Origin of the sequence: Kribbella catacumbae DSM 19601 (assembly GCF_000372465.1) — a bacterium.
GTDB lineage: Bacteria > Actinomycetota > Actinomycetes > Propionibacteriales > Kribbellaceae > Kribbella > Kribbella catacumbae.
Genome location: NZ_AQUZ01000011.1, coordinates 108344 through 122881, shown reverse-complemented (window position 1 = coordinate 122881; position 14538 = coordinate 108344). Strand labels below are relative to the sequence as shown.

The 14538-nt window shown below is 68.0% G+C and carries 10 protein-coding genes; 4 read left to right on the top strand and 6 right to left on the bottom strand.

What is annotated here, in order from left to right; genetic code table 11:
* Positions 1 to 13: 13 nt before the first annotated feature.
* From A3ES_RS0114160 to A3ES_RS0114150, 3 genes are read left to right on the top strand one after another with little or no spacing between them, the layout of a single operon-like run.
* Complete coding sequence (locus A3ES_RS0114160) at positions 14 to 907, top strand: carbohydrate ABC transporter permease (RefSeq protein WP_020387485.1); 894 nt, start codon at positions 14 to 16, stop codon at positions 905 to 907.
* Entirely contained in the window at positions 904 to 3504 is a 2601-nt protein-coding gene (locus A3ES_RS0114155; RefSeq protein WP_020387484.1) for an exo-rhamnogalacturonan lyase family protein, read from the top strand. The genes A3ES_RS0114160 and A3ES_RS0114155 overlap by 4 nt, the downstream gene beginning before the upstream one ends.
* Positions 3477 to 6173, top strand: coding sequence for an exo-rhamnogalacturonan lyase family protein (locus A3ES_RS0114150; RefSeq protein ID WP_020387483.1), 2697 nt, complete (start codon positions 3477 to 3479; stop codon positions 6171 to 6173). The genes A3ES_RS0114155 and A3ES_RS0114150 overlap by 28 nt, the downstream gene beginning before the upstream one ends.
* Before the next feature lie 91 nt (positions 6174 to 6264).
* Here the strand turns inward: A3ES_RS0114150 and A3ES_RS0114145 are convergent, their stop codons facing one another.
* The 5 genes from A3ES_RS0114145 to A3ES_RS0114125 all read right to left on the bottom strand — a co-directional run bounded on the left by A3ES_RS0114145 (position 6265) and on the right by A3ES_RS0114125 (position 10570).
* A complete protein-coding gene (locus A3ES_RS0114145; RefSeq protein WP_020387482.1) occupies positions 6265 to 7026 on the bottom strand; it encodes a YebC/PmpR family DNA-binding transcriptional regulator in 762 nt (253 codons plus the stop codon).
* A 34-nt stretch (positions 7027 to 7060) separates the two neighbouring features.
* A complete protein-coding gene (pdxT, locus tag A3ES_RS0114140; protein WP_020387481.1) occupies positions 7061 to 7660 on the bottom strand; it encodes a pyridoxal 5'-phosphate synthase glutaminase subunit PdxT in 600 nt (199 codons plus the stop codon).
* A gap of 22 nt (positions 7661 to 7682) precedes the next feature.
* Positions 7683 to 8240 (bottom strand): DUF6891 domain-containing protein, encoded by a 558-nt coding sequence (locus tag A3ES_RS0114135; protein WP_020387480.1) that lies wholly within the window; start codon positions 8238 to 8240, stop codon positions 7683 to 7685.
* Positions 8237 to 9139 carry a pyridoxal 5'-phosphate synthase lyase subunit PdxS gene (gene pdxS / locus A3ES_RS0114130; RefSeq protein WP_020387479.1) on the bottom strand — a complete coding sequence of 301 codons (903 nt, stop codon included), beginning with the start codon at positions 9137 to 9139 and terminating at the stop codon, positions 8237 to 8239. Before pdxS ends, A3ES_RS0114135 begins: the two co-directional genes overlap by 4 nt.
* Before the next feature lie 75 nt (positions 9140 to 9214).
* Positions 9215 to 10570 carry an aminotransferase-like domain-containing protein gene (locus A3ES_RS0114125; RefSeq protein WP_020387478.1) on the bottom strand — a complete coding sequence of 452 codons (1356 nt, stop codon included), beginning with the start codon at positions 10568 to 10570 and terminating at the stop codon, positions 9215 to 9217.
* Between the two features lie 197 nt (positions 10571 to 10767).
* Here A3ES_RS0114125 and A3ES_RS0114120 point away from each other — a divergent pair, with 197 nt between their 5' ends.
* Positions 10768 to 12417 (top strand): bifunctional 3'-5' exonuclease/DNA polymerase, encoded by a 1650-nt coding sequence (locus A3ES_RS0114120; protein WP_020387477.1) that lies wholly within the window; start codon positions 10768 to 10770, stop codon positions 12415 to 12417.
* Between the two features lie 91 nt (positions 12418 to 12508).
* Here A3ES_RS0114120 and A3ES_RS0114115 read toward each other — a convergent pair whose 3' ends face one another.
* Positions 12509 to 14515, bottom strand: a complete 2007-nt coding sequence (locus A3ES_RS0114115) for a glycoside hydrolase family 6 protein (protein ID WP_020387476.1) — start codon at positions 14513 to 14515, stop codon at positions 12509 to 12511.
* Positions 14516 to 14538 lie beyond the last annotated feature (23 nt).

The window sequence follows — 14538 nt, the reverse complement described above, 5'->3', positions numbered from 1 at the left end:
AGGAGTTGTGACCATGGCAAGAAGTCGATCCGTCCGGTACTTCGACTCCCCCGGCAGCCGTGCCTTCGACGCACTCAACCTGCTGCTACTGATCGGCCTGGCCGTCGTCACGGTGCTGCCGCTGCTCTACGTCGTGGCCGGATCGTTCGCGACCGAGTCCGAGATCAGCTCCCGGCCGTTCTTCCTGTGGCCGGAGAAGTTCGTCACCGACACCTACAAGTACATCTTCTCCACCGACACCTTCGTCCGTGCGCTGCTGACGACGATCGCCGTGACCGCCGTCGGCACCGTGGTCCAGCTGTTCCTCACCCTGACCATGGCGTACCCGCTCGCCAAGCGGCAGCTGCCGGGTCGCGCCCTGGTGCTGAACCTGGTCCTGTTCACGCTGGTGTTCAGCGGCGGCATGATCCCGACGTACCTGGTGGTGCGTGACCTGGGTCTGCTGGACAGCTACTGGGCGCTGATCCTGCCGCTGGCGATCAACCCGTTCTACCTGATCGTCGTGAAGAGCTTCTTCCAGGAACTCCCCGAGGCCCTGGAAGAGGCCGCCCGGATCGACGGCTGCAACGAGCTGAACGTGTTCCTGCGGATCGTGCTGCCGTTGTCGAAGCCGATCATCGCGACCTTCTCGCTGTTCTACGCGGTGGCGATCTGGAACGACTACATGTCGCCGCTGCTCTACATCGACGACAGCAGGAAGTGGACGCTGCAGATGATCGTTCGCCAGCTCACCGCCGCGAACGCCGACTCCGCGAACGTCCTGCAGCAACTGGAGACCGTCTCGTTCCCCGAGCAGGGCCTGAAGTTCGCGGTCGTCGTGGTCGCGACGTTGCCGATCCTGCTCTTCTACCCCTTCCTGCAGAAGCATTTCGCCAAGGGCGTCATGATCGGATCGGTGAAGGAATGACGGCTCTGCACTGGCTCGAAACCCCTGGCCGGCAAGGCGTGACGTGGGGTGTGCCCTGGTCCCGTGGCACGGTCGCCGGCGACAGCGCCTTCGCACTCGCCGATGGGACGCCGGTGCAGAGCTGGATCACGGCGACCTGGCCGGACAGTTCGGTCAAGTGGTCCGCCCACGCGATCGGACCCGCTGAACAACCGGCGTCGTCGTACGACCTCGTCCCCGGACAGGAGCCCGACGTACCGGCCGAGCCGTTGGTCGTCACGCAAGCCGACGGCGAGGTCCGAGTGCGAACCGGCGAGGTCAGCTGGGTGCTCACTCGGCAGCAGCTGATCGAGTCGATCCGGTACGGCCATCCTGAGAAAGCACAGCGCGAGGCGGCTCGAAACGTCCGGCTGGTCAGTCTTCGGCAGGACGAACCCGACGAAGACGGCAGCCGCAATCGGCAGGAGACGACCGCGACCGTCGAGCGGATCGTGGTCGAGCAGGACGGGCCGGTGCGTGCCGTGATCAGGGTGGAGGGCAAGCACGGCGACTGGCTGCCCTTCCTGGTCCGGCTGTACTTCTACGCGGGCGCGACCGACGTACGGATCGTGCACACCTTCGTCTGGGACGGTGACCCCGACCGGGACTTCCTGGCCGGGCTGGGGCTCAGCGCGGACGTGCTCATGCGCGACGAACCGCACGACCGGCACGTCCGGTTGGCCGGACCGGATGGGTTCCTGACCGAGGCCGTCCGCGGCCTGACGGGTTTGCGCCGCGACCCAGGCGAGGAGGTACGCCGGGCGCAGGTGGCCGGCCGTCCCGTCGGCGACATCCCGAATCCGGAAGTGTCGGAGCGACTGCAGCTGATCCCGCAGTGGAACGACTACACACTCGACCAGAGCAGCGCCGACGGATTCACCCTGCGCAAACGGACCGGACCGGGACAAGCCTGGGTGACGATCCCGGCCGGGACCAGGGCGCCGGGCTACGGGTACGTCGGTGGAGCCGGTGGTGGCCTTGGATTCGGTCTTCGGGACTTCTGGAAGCTGCACCCCACTCGCCTCGACATCCGGGCCGCAGCAAGCGAGCTGGCCACTGCGACCGTATGGATGTGGTCGCCCAGCGCGCCCGCGATGGACCTGCGCTACTGGCACGACGGGATGGATCAGGACAGCTACGCCGAACAGCTCGAAGGCCTCGAGATCACCTACGAGGACTACGAACCAGGCTTCGGCAACGCCCACGGCATCGCCCGGACGCACGAACTCACCCTGCGGGTCCACGACGCGACACCGACCGCGGACGAGCTGGCCGAGCACGTCGACCTCCTCAACTCCCCTCGGCTGCTGACGGTTTCGCCGGCCCGGCTCCTCGAGGCCGGCGTCTTCGGCAGCTGGGCACTGCCCGACTCCGACCATCAGGACATCGAAGGCCGACTGAACTTCCTCTTCCAGTACTACGTGAGCCAACGCGAGCAACGCCGCTGGTACGGGTTCTGGGACTACGGCGACGTCATGCACTCCTACGACGCGGACCGGCACACCTGGCGGTACGACGTGGGCGGCTATGCCTGGGACAACTCCGAGCTCTCGCCAGACCTCTGGCTCTGGTATCAGTACCTGCGGACGGGTCGGGCCGATGTCTTCCGGTTCGCCGAGGCCATGACCCGCCATACCGGAGAGGTCGATGTCCATCACCTCGGCCGCTGGAAGGGTCTCGGCTCCCGTCACAACGTGCAGCACTGGGGTTGCAGCTGCAAGCAGCTCCGGATCTCTGGTGCGATCTACCGCCGCTTCTTCTACTACCTGACCGCCGACGAGCGCACCGGCGACCTGCTGGACGAGCTGGCGACTGCCGAGGAGACCTTCCTGGCCGGGGACCCTCTGCGCAAGGTCCGTACGGACGTCTACTCCCCCGACCCTCACGCGCTGTCCGTCGGCCTGGGTGTCGACTGGGGTGCCCTGGCCGCTGCCTGGCTCACCCGCTGGGAGCGGTATGGCGACGAGCGGGCGCGGGCGCGACTGGTGGGAACGATGGCCGACATCGCCGCCTTGCCGTACGGCTTCCTCACTGGGCAGGCGCTGTTCGACCTGTCCACCGGGCGGTTCGACTCCAGCCGCTCCGGCGTCTCGGTCTCACACCTGTCGGCCGTCTTCGGCCTACCGGAGATCTGTTCTGAGCTGCTTGACCTCGACCTCGACATACCGGGGTTCGAGAAGGCATGGCTGGACTACTGCCGGCTCTACCTCGCTCCTGCCGACCAGCAGGCGACAGAGGTCGGCCAAGCGCTCCAGGGCATCTCGCTGGTCCAGGCACACAGCCGACTCGCCGCGTACGCCGCCGCACGGACAGGTGATGTCGGACTGGCCCGGCTGGCCTGGCGGAAGTTCTTCCTCGACGAAGGCGATCAGCTCAACCGCAACGCCCTGCAACGTGAACCCGTCTGGCGAACCACTCCCATCCACGGCGCCCTGATGCCCGTCGACGAGGCGACCTTCGTGAGCACCAACGACGCGGCGCAATACGGGCTGGCCGCCATCCAGAACCTCGCCCTCATCCCCGAACACCGAACCAGCAAAGGTGAAACGGCATGGAGATCACCCGACGCCAAGTCCTAGCCGGACTGGCCGCCGCCCCGGTGGCGTCACTGCTCGATACCTCTACCGCGGTCGCCCGACCGGCCGCAGTACCCGACGTGAAGCTGAGCTGGCTGGAAGGCCGGCCGAACACCGCGGCCGTGGCGACCTGGGGAACGCCATGGCCTAAGGGCTCGGTGACTGCCGACCAGACGTTCGCGCTCACCGCAGCCGACGGCAGCGCAGTACCGGTGCAGAGCTGGCCGACGGCGTACTGGCCCGACGGTTCGCTCAAGTGGAGTGCTCATGCGATCGCCGCGGATGCACCGGCCCACTCCTACACCCTGACAGCCGGTACTGCGGCCGCTCCCGCAACGGCGGTGACGGTCAAGAACGAGAAGCAGTACCTCGACGTCGACACCGGCGTGATCAAGGCCCGGATCCGCAAGGACGGCACGGACCTGATCAGCCAGGTCTGGCGTGGTGGCGTCGAGATCGCCCGGAAGGGACGGCTGGTCAACCTCAAGCAGGACAAGATCGCCGAGGACGAGGAGGCCACCATCGGCCGGGACCGGTTCGAGAGTGACATCACCTCGGTCAAGGTCGAGCAGGCCGGGCCGGTGCGGGCGGTCATCCGGATCGATGGGAAGCACACCAACGCCGAGGGCAAGTCGTGGCTGCCGTTCACCGTGCGGTTGTACTTCTACGCCGGTGCGGAGAACTTCCGGATGGTGCACACGTTCGTCTACGACCGGGACGGGCAGCGCGACTACATCGCGGGGCTCGGGGTCCGGTTCCGCGTGCCGTTGCGCGATGCGGCGTACGACCGGCACGTCCGGTTCGTCGGTGCTGACCACGGCATGCTCGCCGAGGCGGTCAAGGGCATCACCGGGTTGCGGCGCGATCCGGGGGCCGCAGTACGGGCGGCGCAGGTCGCCGGGACGAAGCTGCCAGATCCGGCGACCTGGGACCAGCGGGTGACTACTCGGCTGCAGTACATCCCCGACTGGGGCGACTACAGCCTGAGCCAGTTGTCGGCGGACGGCTTCACAGTGAAGAAGCGGACCAAGAAGGGCTACGGCTGGATCCCGGTCGACCAGGGCGAGCGCGCCTCAGGGCTCGGGTACGTCGGCGGGGTCAGCGGCGGTCTCGCGTTCGGGCTGCGCGACTTCTGGCAGCGGCACCCGACGCAGCTCGACATCCGCGGCGCACACACCGCGGAGGCCGAGGTCACCGTGTGGCTCTGGTCGCCGGAGGCAGAGCCGATGGACATGCGCTTCTACCACGACGGCATGGGCCAGGACACGTATCCGAAGCAGATCGAAGGCCTCAACATCACCTATGAGGACTACGAGCCGGCCTTCGGTACGCCGTACGGGATCGCCAGGACCAGTGAGCTGACGTTCTGGGCACTGGCCGCAACCCCCACGGCGGAACGGCTCGGCGCGATGGCCGACCAGGTGCGCACTCCCCCGCAGCTGATCAACCCGGTGGAGCACCTGGTCAGCACGAAGGTGTTCGGCGGGCTGGTCACGCCGGTGGACCGGTCGCATCCGGCGAAGAAGGCGATCGAGGATCACCTGGACCTCCTCTTCGACTTCTACCGCGGCCAGGTGGAACAGCGGCACTGGTACGGGTTCTGGGACTACGGCGACATCATGCACACGTTCGACGAGGATCGCCTGGTCTGGCGGTACGACGTGGGCGGGTACGCGTGGGACAACTCCGAGCTGTCCCCCGATCTTTGGCTCTGGTACGCGTTCTTGCGATCGGGGCGCGCCGACATCTTCCGCTTCGCCGAGGCGATGACCCGGCACACCGGCGAGGTCGACGTCTACCACCTCGGGCAATGGGCCGGGCTCGGCACCAGGCACGGCGTACAGCACTGGGCGGACAGCGCCAAGCAGCAGCGCATCAGTACTGCGATCTATCGGCGGTTCTACTACTACCTCACGGCCGACGAGCGGACCGGCGACCTGCTGTCCGAGCTGGTCGACTCCGACCGGACCTTCCTGGTCCTCGACCCGCTGCGGAAGATCCGCACCGAGCCGTACACGCCAGATCCGCACGCCCTGGCGATCGGCCTCGGTACCGACTGGAGTGGGCTGGCGGCCGCGTGGCTCACCGAGTGGGAACGGAACGGGCCCAAGGCAACGATCGCGAAGACCAAGTTGCTCGCGACGATGGAGACGATCGGGGCGATGCCGAACGGCTTCGTCACCGGCGGCGGTCTCTACGACCTCGACACCGGCCGATTCGCGCCGGTCACCACGAAGACGGTGGGTGTCTCCCATCTGAGCGCGATGTTCGGGCAGGTGGAGATCTGCGCCGAGCTGATCGACCTGGTCGACGTACCGGCCTTCGAGCAGGCCTGGTTGCAGTACTGCCGGCTCTACAACGCCAGCCGGGCCGAGCAGACAGCGGAATGCGGCGCGCACTTCGGCAACCTCATCCTCCGCCAGGGTCACTCCCGGCTCACCGCCTACGCGGCGACCCGGCTGGATCGAGACGATCTGGCTGCCCGGGCGTGGAAGGAGTTCTACACCGGCGACGGCTACGCACCGAACCTGCCCTGGACCTCGCAGCCGGTCACCAAGACTCTCAATCCCACCGAGGCGGCCACCTGGGTCTCCACCAACACCACGGCGCTCTACGGCCTGGCCGCGATCCAGACCCTCGCACTCGTCGGCGACCAGATCGTGAACCCGTGAGCTCAGCCTGATCCAACCGCTTACGTCCGAAGAACCGGAGGTGACGTACCTCGTCCCGCCGCTTCTTCGGACGTAAGCGCGAGCGAGCGGGTCAGCCGACCTCGGCCATGACCTCGTCGGAGACGTCGAAGTTGGCGTAGACGTTCTGTACGTCGTCGCTGTCCTCGAGCGCGTCGATCAGCCGGAAGATCTTGCCGGCGCCCTCGGCGTCGAGCTCGACCGTCATCGACGGCACGAACGAGGCGTCGGCCGACTCGTAGTCGATCCCGGCGTCCTGCAGCGCGGTCCGGACCTTGACCAGGTCGCTGGCCTCGCTGATCACCTCGAAGGACTCGCCCAGGTCGTTCACCTCGTCGGCGCCGGCCTCGAGCACGGCCTCCATCACGTCGTCCTCGGAGTAGGACTTGCCGTCCTGCTCCTTGGCGACCACGATGACGCCCTTGCGGTTGAACAGGTAGGCCACGCTGTTCGGGTCCGCGAGCGAGCCGCCGTTGCGGGTCATCGCGGTCCGGACGTCGGCCGCGGCCCGGTTGCGGTTGTCGGTCAGGCACTCGATCAGCATCGCGACGCCGTTCGGTCCGTAGCCCTCATAGGTGATCGACTGCCAGTCCGCGCCACCCGCCTCGGCGCCGGATCCGCGCTTGACCGCGCGGTCGATGTTGTCGTTCGGGACCGACGACTTCTTCGCCTTCTGGACCGCGTCGTAAAGGGTCGGGTTGCCCGCGAGGTCACCGCCGCCCGTCCGGGCGGCCACCTCGATATTCTTGATCAGCTTCGCGAAGAGCTTGGCGCGCCTCGAGTCGATGACCGCTTTCTTGTGCTTGGTGGTGGCCCATTTGGAGTGGCCTGACATCGCGAACCCAACCCTTCTACCGCCTGCAACTGATCTAGAGGTCGCGCACCAGATCGGCGAAGTACCCGTGCAACCGAGCGTCCCCGGTCATCTCCGGGTGGAACGACGTGGCCAGCAGCCGATCGTGGCGAACCGCGACGATCCTACCCGTGGCGGGGCCCGACCTCACCGTCGACAGTACCTCCACCTCGCGGCCGACCCGGTCCACCCACGGTGCCCGGATGAACACGGCGTGGTACGGCGTGTCGAACGCGGCGAAGTCGAGGTCCGCCTCGAACGAGTCCACCTGCCGCCCGAAAGCGTTCCGCCGGACCGTCACGTCCAGCCCGCCGAGCGTCTCCTGGCCCTCGATCCCGCCGGTGATCTCGTTCGCCAGCATGATCATCCCGGCACACGTCCCGAACGTCGGCATCCCGTCCGCGATCCGCTTCTGCAGCGGCTCGAACAGCTCGAACGACCGGGCCAGCTTGTCCATCGTGGTCGACTCGCCACCGGGCAGCACCAGCCCGTCCACCTCGGCGAGCTCCGCCGGCCGGCGTACCGGGCGTCCTTCGACCCCGACGGCGGCCAGCATCGCCAGGTGCTCGCGGACGTTGCCCTGCAGGGCGAAGACGCCGATCACGGGCTTGCTCACTTGGCTCCTCCTCCGACCGGGCTCACAGCGAGACCCGGCGTTGCCAGTCGATGGTCACTTCGATCCGGCCCTCGTCGAAGGTGGCCGGCAGGTCGCGCTCGTGCAACAGCGCCAGTACGTCGTCCAGCAACGGCTCCCCCGGCGCTACGTTGGCGGTGTCGGGGTGCCAGACCTTGAGCTCGAGCATGCTGAAGTCCACGGCATGCCAGACGTCCGTGTCGGTGAAGAAGACCAGCCCCCTGGGATCGACTGCCGACTCCAGCACCGCGCGGGCAGCATGGTGATCCGAGGTGTACCGAACCACCACGACCCCGAGCTGTTCCAACTCGTCCAGCACTGCATCCAACCGGTCCGGGCCGGTCTGCTCGGACCAGCTCGCCGCGTCCTCGCGGAGCTCCGCCAACGCCTCGTCGATCAGCTGGGGCACAAGGGCGGCAGGATCCGCGCTGGGCGCATCCTCGGTCACCGCCTCGGTGAGGGTGGCGGAGATGGCGGCCCGGTCGGCGTACCCGGACCGGACCAGGACGCGGGCTAGTCCCCGCAGTTCCCTGGCCGTCCGGTCGCTGACAGGAGTTGTCACCAGCCGCGCTCTGCGAGGCGGTGGGGCTGGGGGATCTCGTCGACGTTGATGCCGACCATGGCTTCGCCCAGGCCGCGGGAGACCTTGGCGAGCACGTCCGGGTCGTCGTAGAAGGTGGTGGCCTTGACGATCGCCTCGGCGCGCTGGGCCGGGTTGCCGGACTTGAAGATGCCGGAGCCGACGAACACACCCTCGGCACCGAGCTGCATCATCATCGCCGCGTCGGCCGGGGTGGCGATGCCGCCAGCGGTGAACAGCACGACCGGAAGCTTGCCGGCCAGTGCGACCTCCTTCACCAGCTCGTACGGCGCCTGCAGCTCCTTCGCCGCGACGTACAGCTCGTCCTCGGGCAGGTTCTGCAGCTTGCGCAGCTCCTGGCGGATCTGGCGCATGTGGGTGGTCGCGTTGGACACGTCACCGGTACCGGCCTCGCCCTTGGAGCGGATCATCGCCGCGCCCTCGGTGATCCGGCGCAGCGCCTCGCCCAGGTTGGTCGCGCCACAGACGAAGGGAACGGTGAAGTTCCACTTGTCGATGTGGTTGGCGTAGTCGGCCGGGGTCAGCACCTCGGACTCGTCGATGTAGTCGACACCGAGGCTCTGCAGGATCTGCGCCTCGACGAAGTGACCGATCCGGGCCTTGGCCATCACCGGGATCGACACGGTGTTGATGATCGACTCGATCATGTCCGGGTCGCTCATCCGGGAGACGCCACCCTGGGCGCGGATGTCGGCCGGGACCCGCTCGAGCGCCATCACCGCGACGGCACCGGCGTCCTCGGCGATCTTGGCCTGCTCGGCGGTGACGACGTCCATGATGACGCCACCCTTGAGCATCTCGGCCATCCCCCGCTTGACCTTCGCGGTACCGGTCTGCGGGCTGTTCTGAGTCTCGGTCACTGCATCCTCCTGGTCGCGGTCTGACACAGATCCAGCGTAGGACGAGTGGACTGACAACCTTCAGTCCACCTCGAATCAACTGGACTGAGCCAACGCCGTTCCCAGCCGGGCCACCACCAGCCGCAAAGTGGCCGGTGGAGCGGTGAACGGGATCCTGATGTGCCGCCGATCCGTCCCGTCCGGCGTGAACAGATCACCGGCGCCCAGCAGCAACCCCTGCTCCCGCGCGGCGTCCAGCACCCGCCGGGCCCGTACTTCGGTGAGCTCCAGCCACAACGTCATCCCACCGGTCGGTGTCGGCCACGCCACACCGTCCAGCGTCTTCAGCCCGGTCTCCAGCGCAGCCAGGTTGGTCCTGAGCCGCATCTTGCGCCGAGCGATCACCCGGTCGAGCCGGCCTAGGATCGCCTGTGCCAGCAGGTCATCCAGAGCACTGGGCGAGACCACACTGAGCTGTGCCGACGTGTTGATCCGCCGCCGCAACTGCCGCCCGGTGCGGACCCAGCCGACGCGCAGGCCACCCCACACGGTCTTACTGAGCGACCCGACGCTGACAGTCCGGGGATAGCGGCTCAGCGGCTCGGCCTGCTCCCCACTGGCCAGCCATAGCGGCCGCATGGTCTCGTCACTGATCAGTGCAGCACCGTAACGCCGCGCGATCTCCACCACAGTCGTACGCCGATCCGCTGGCAGGCTGAGCCCGGTGGGGTTGTGGTTGTCGGCTTGCAGGTAGATCACCTTCGGCTTGTGCCGCCTGCACAGGTGGGCCAGCTGGTCCGTGTCCCAGACGCCTGCTGGCCAGCCCACTACGTCCAACCGGTGGAGTCGGAGCAGGTCGAAGGCTGCCGGGTACGTCGGCGACTCAGTGATCGCGACGCCAGGACCGAGGTCTAGCCCGGCCAGTGCCGCGTTGAGCCCTGCTGCGGCACCTACTGTCAGCGTCAACTGGCCTGGCTCGGTCGGCACCCCGTCCAGGGTGAGGCGCTCCGCGAGCGCAGTACGGAGGTCTAGTGAGCCACCGGAAGGCGGGCCGTCGCCGCCCATGGCATGTGGGAGTCCCTCAGCCACTATCTGCGCGGCAACTTCAGCCACGTCATGCGGTGCGGCCGTAGTCGCGAACCGCAGGTCCAGCAGCGGTTGGTCGCCCGCCGAGACCGTCGAAGCCGGGGCAATGGGGTCCAACAGCCTGTCGAGCGGCCTGACGTGGGTGCCCGACCCGCGCTTGGTCTCCAGCACTCCGTCCGCCCGCAACTGATCCAGAGCCCGCACCACGGTCACCCGGCTCAGCCCGAGCCGCTCGGCCAGCACGCGTTCCGACGGGAGCCGGGACCCTATCGACAGGTCGCCACGCTCAATCCGGCGCAGCACCAGGGCCTCGACCTGCTCGGTCTTGGTCCCGTCCGCCGGATCCAGATCACTCCCCCGCCACATAAGTCCAGTGTTCCACAATTGGCATCACGGTTCTCATCAAGCATCCCCTCCCCGGCGGGGACGCGGACCGCCACCACTCATGAACCTGCCGGATCCGGCCCAAGCCACGCCACCGCACGCCTGGCCGGCACTGCTCGGACGAGGTTTGTGAGTGGTGGCGGTCCGGGAATGTCGGTGGCAGGTGTGAGGATCAGGGCATGGACGAGCGGTGGGCGATCGCGCCCGTGGACGGTGGGGCGCTGCTTGTCGCGCTGCACCCGGACGGGCAGCCTGCTGGGCCGATACTCCGCGAGCCGGATCTCGCCGCTGCTATCGGGTCACGACCGCAGGTGACCCGGTGGGTGTGGCGGTCGACCTCGGAGATCTACTCGCGACTGCTGGCGTCCGGGGTGCGGGTTGAGCGGTGTTATGACGTCGAGTGCGCCGAGGTGTTGCTGCTCGGGCATGAAGGGCGGCTTGGGGAGCCGCGATCGGCGGCGGCTGCCTGGGCAAGGCTGAGCGGCAAGCCGGTGCCGGCTGATCCGCCGTTGCGCTCCGCGACTCCGGGTGAGCAATCGTCGTTGTTCGAGATCCAGGAGGAGCCGATCGCCTTCGAGGCGCTGCTCCGGGTGTATTCCGACCAGCTTCGCCGGCATCAGTTGGCCGAGTATCCCGAGCGCATGCGGCTGCTGACCGCGTCCGAGTCCTCCGGGATGCTCGTCGCCGCCGAGATGGATCGCGCCGGGCTGCCCTGGAGTGCGGAGACGCATCGCGCACTGCTGACCGAGCTGCTCGGTGAGCGGTTCGCGGGCAGTGGTGAGCCCCGACGGCTGACCGAGCTGGCCGATCAGGTGTCCGAGGCCTTCGGACGCCGGGTCAGGCCGGATCTGCCGGCGGATGTGCTCAAGGCGTTCAAGCAGGCGGGGCATCAGGTCAGTTCGACCAGGAAGTGGGAACTGGAGGGCATCGACCATCCGGCGGTCGCGCCGCTGCTCGAGTACAAGACGCTCTACCGGATCTACACGGCCAATGGCTGGTCGTGGCTGCATGACTGGGTTCATGACGGGCGTTTCCGGCCGGGCTTCATCCCTGGTGGCACAGTGTCGGGGCGTTGGGTAACGAATGGTGGCGGCGGGCTGCAGATCCCGAAGGTGATCCGCCGTGCGGTGGTCGCCGATCCGGGTTGGCGGTTGGTGGTCGCCGACGCGTCGCAGCTGGAGCCGCGCGTGCTCGCCGCGATCTCCCGCGATCCGGGGTTGATGGACGTCGCCGGGTCCGCTGGGGATCTCTACAAAGCCGTTTCGGACAAGGCGTTCTCGGGCGATCGCGCGATGGCCAAGCTCGCAGTACTGGGTGCTGTCTACGGGCAGACCTCGGGTGACGGGCTGAAGAATCTGGCCGCGCTGCGGAAGCGCTTCCCGAAGGCCGTTGCTTACGTCGACGACGCTGCGCGGGCCGGTGAGGAGGGGCGGCTGGTCCGCACCTGGCTCGGCCGGACCTGCCCGCCATCCGGCTCACCCATCGACGACGCGATGCTGGAAGGGCCTTCGGAAGAGCGGCCGACCGACGCCAGGCACGCCCGGGCGAGAGGGCGGTTCACCAGGAACTTCGTCGTCCAGGGCAGCGCCGCCGACTGGGCGCTGCTGATGATGGCCGCGCTGCGCCAGTCCATCGCCGAGTTGAAGGCCGAGCTGGTCTTCTTCCAGCACGACGAGGTGATCGTGCACTGCCCGGCCGAGGAGGCCGACGAGGTCGCGACGGCGATTCAAGCCGCCGGCGACCTGGCCGGCCGGATCACCTTCGGTGAAACCCCGACCCGGTTCCCCTTCACCACCGCGATCGTAGAGTGCTACGCCGACGCCAAGTGAGCGAGTGGAGCCGGTCGCGGTTCCTCCCTGAGGGGCAGGGCGGAACCGCGACCGGCGGCTCAGGCCGCGGTCAAGGCGGCAGTGGTGAAGGTCAGCCGAGCGTGCAGGGCTGGCCGCTGACCGAGAACGCGGTCGGGGCGTTGTTGGTGCCGGTGTGTGCGCCGTTGAAGCCCATGTCGAGCGTCGCTCCGGGCGCGAGCGTCTCGTTCCACGAGCCAGCATTACCGGTGGCGGTCACCGTGCTGCCGGCCTGGCTCCACACCGCGTTCCAGCCCTGCTGGACCGTCTGCCCATTGGCGAAGGCGAAGGTCAGCCGCCAGTTGGTCAGCGGAGTCGTCGACGTGTTGGTCAGCTTGATCGACGCCGTGAACCCGGTGTTCCAGCTGTTCGCGGAGTAGGTCACCTTGCAGCCGCCCGGCGGGTTGCTGGTGCCAGTTGTTGTCGCCGACACGGCCGCCGAGGCGGCAGAGACGTTGCCCGCCGCATCCTTGGCCCGCACCGTGAACGAGTACGCCGTACTGGCCGTGAGCCCGGTGGCCGTGAAGCTCGCAGTACTGGAGGAGCCGGCGAGCGTAGTACCGCGGTAGATGTCGTAGCCGGTCACGCCGACGTTGTCCGTCGAGGGCGTCCAGGTCAGCGCCACGGACGTGTTGGTGATTGCCCCGGCCTGCAGAGCGGCCGGTACCGACGGCGCGATCGTGTCCGTGGGCGGGTTGCCGCCACCGTTGATCACCGGGAAGGCGTTGCGGACCAGTTCGACGAACTGCGATTCGAACCAGTGGCCCGAGAGCGGAGCGCCGGGCGAGGCGCCGGTCAGCCGGTTCCCCAGCTTGGGCGACACGAACGTCGGGTCGCACATCCGGTCGAACCGCTTGCCCTCGTCGTTCGCGATGTCGGTGGACGCGCCGTCGGACTCACCCGGCGGCTTGATCCAGACGAAGGCGTCGAGGTGTGACGCCGCAGGTGCGGCCGGAGTCGACTGCGGACGCTCGCCGATCCCAGCGCCCAGCGGGTTGCACCAGGCGCCCCGGTGGTTGCGGCGATCGACCCGCGACTCGTCGACGTAGGTGTTCACATTCGTACTGGTCGAGGTTGCCGTCGGCCGAGCGGCGCCACCCCACCCGTTGCGCGAGGTGTCGACCAGCATGCCGGTGCTCGCCGGGAACCCCTCGGCAACAAGCAGGCTGTGCAGGTGCGCGGTCCAGTCGAGCTCGTCGAAGTCGAAGTTCCATTCGTAGTACGTCGACGAGCGGATCGGCGTGCCGTTCAGCACCAGCGACGAGTTCGGCAGGTACGGCTCGGCCAGTGGGGTGGTGTTGGCCGTGTTCGTGACGAAGCCGTCGACCGAGGCCAGCCCGGCCTGGGTGGTCCTGGCAACCTCGGCGAACAGCTTGGCGGCCGGAGCGGCGTTGCTGTCCCAGCCGAGCCAGCCGGAGTGGGCGGCGTCGATGTAGTTGTAGACGTTCGGGATCGCGTGCAGCTTGTCGAGTGCGTACTTGACGCCCTCGCGGTAGAACGGCGCGGCCACCTGGCACTCGGGGTGCGAAATGTTCGTGATCAGGTTCGGCAGCGAGTCCGGCTCGATCGTCGCCGCGATCCGCAGGCCCTGGTACTTCGGCTCGGCGAGCATGGCCGCGATCGGATCGATGTACTCGGTCTTGTAGCGGGCCAAACCGGCAGCGGTGGCCGGCAGTTCGCCGTTCGAGGCGAGCGCGTAGCAGTCCCGGCCGGGCAGGTCGTAGATCACCAGGTTCACGACCAGCGGCGTACCGGACTGCTTCTGGGTCAGGGCGTTGTCGAGGTGGAAGCGCAACCCGTTGCCGGCCGCGTTGCCGGCGATGGCGCTGATCCGGTCCATCCAGACCGCGGTCGGCTGGGTCTTGACCGCCCGCATCTTCGCGGCCAGCGCCGGATCGGAGGCGCGGGTGGCGGCGCCCTCGACGGACGCGGCCCAAGTGGGATTCACGTACTGCGCAGCGCCGGCGTACGGGTTGTCGACATGCGGCTCGGCGGCGTTCGCCGTGCTCATCAGGGTCAGCGGGAGGGTGACGACTACGGCGGTGGTGGCGGCCAACAGTCGTTTGGGGATTCTGAACACACGTGCCTCCAGGTGTGGTCGGC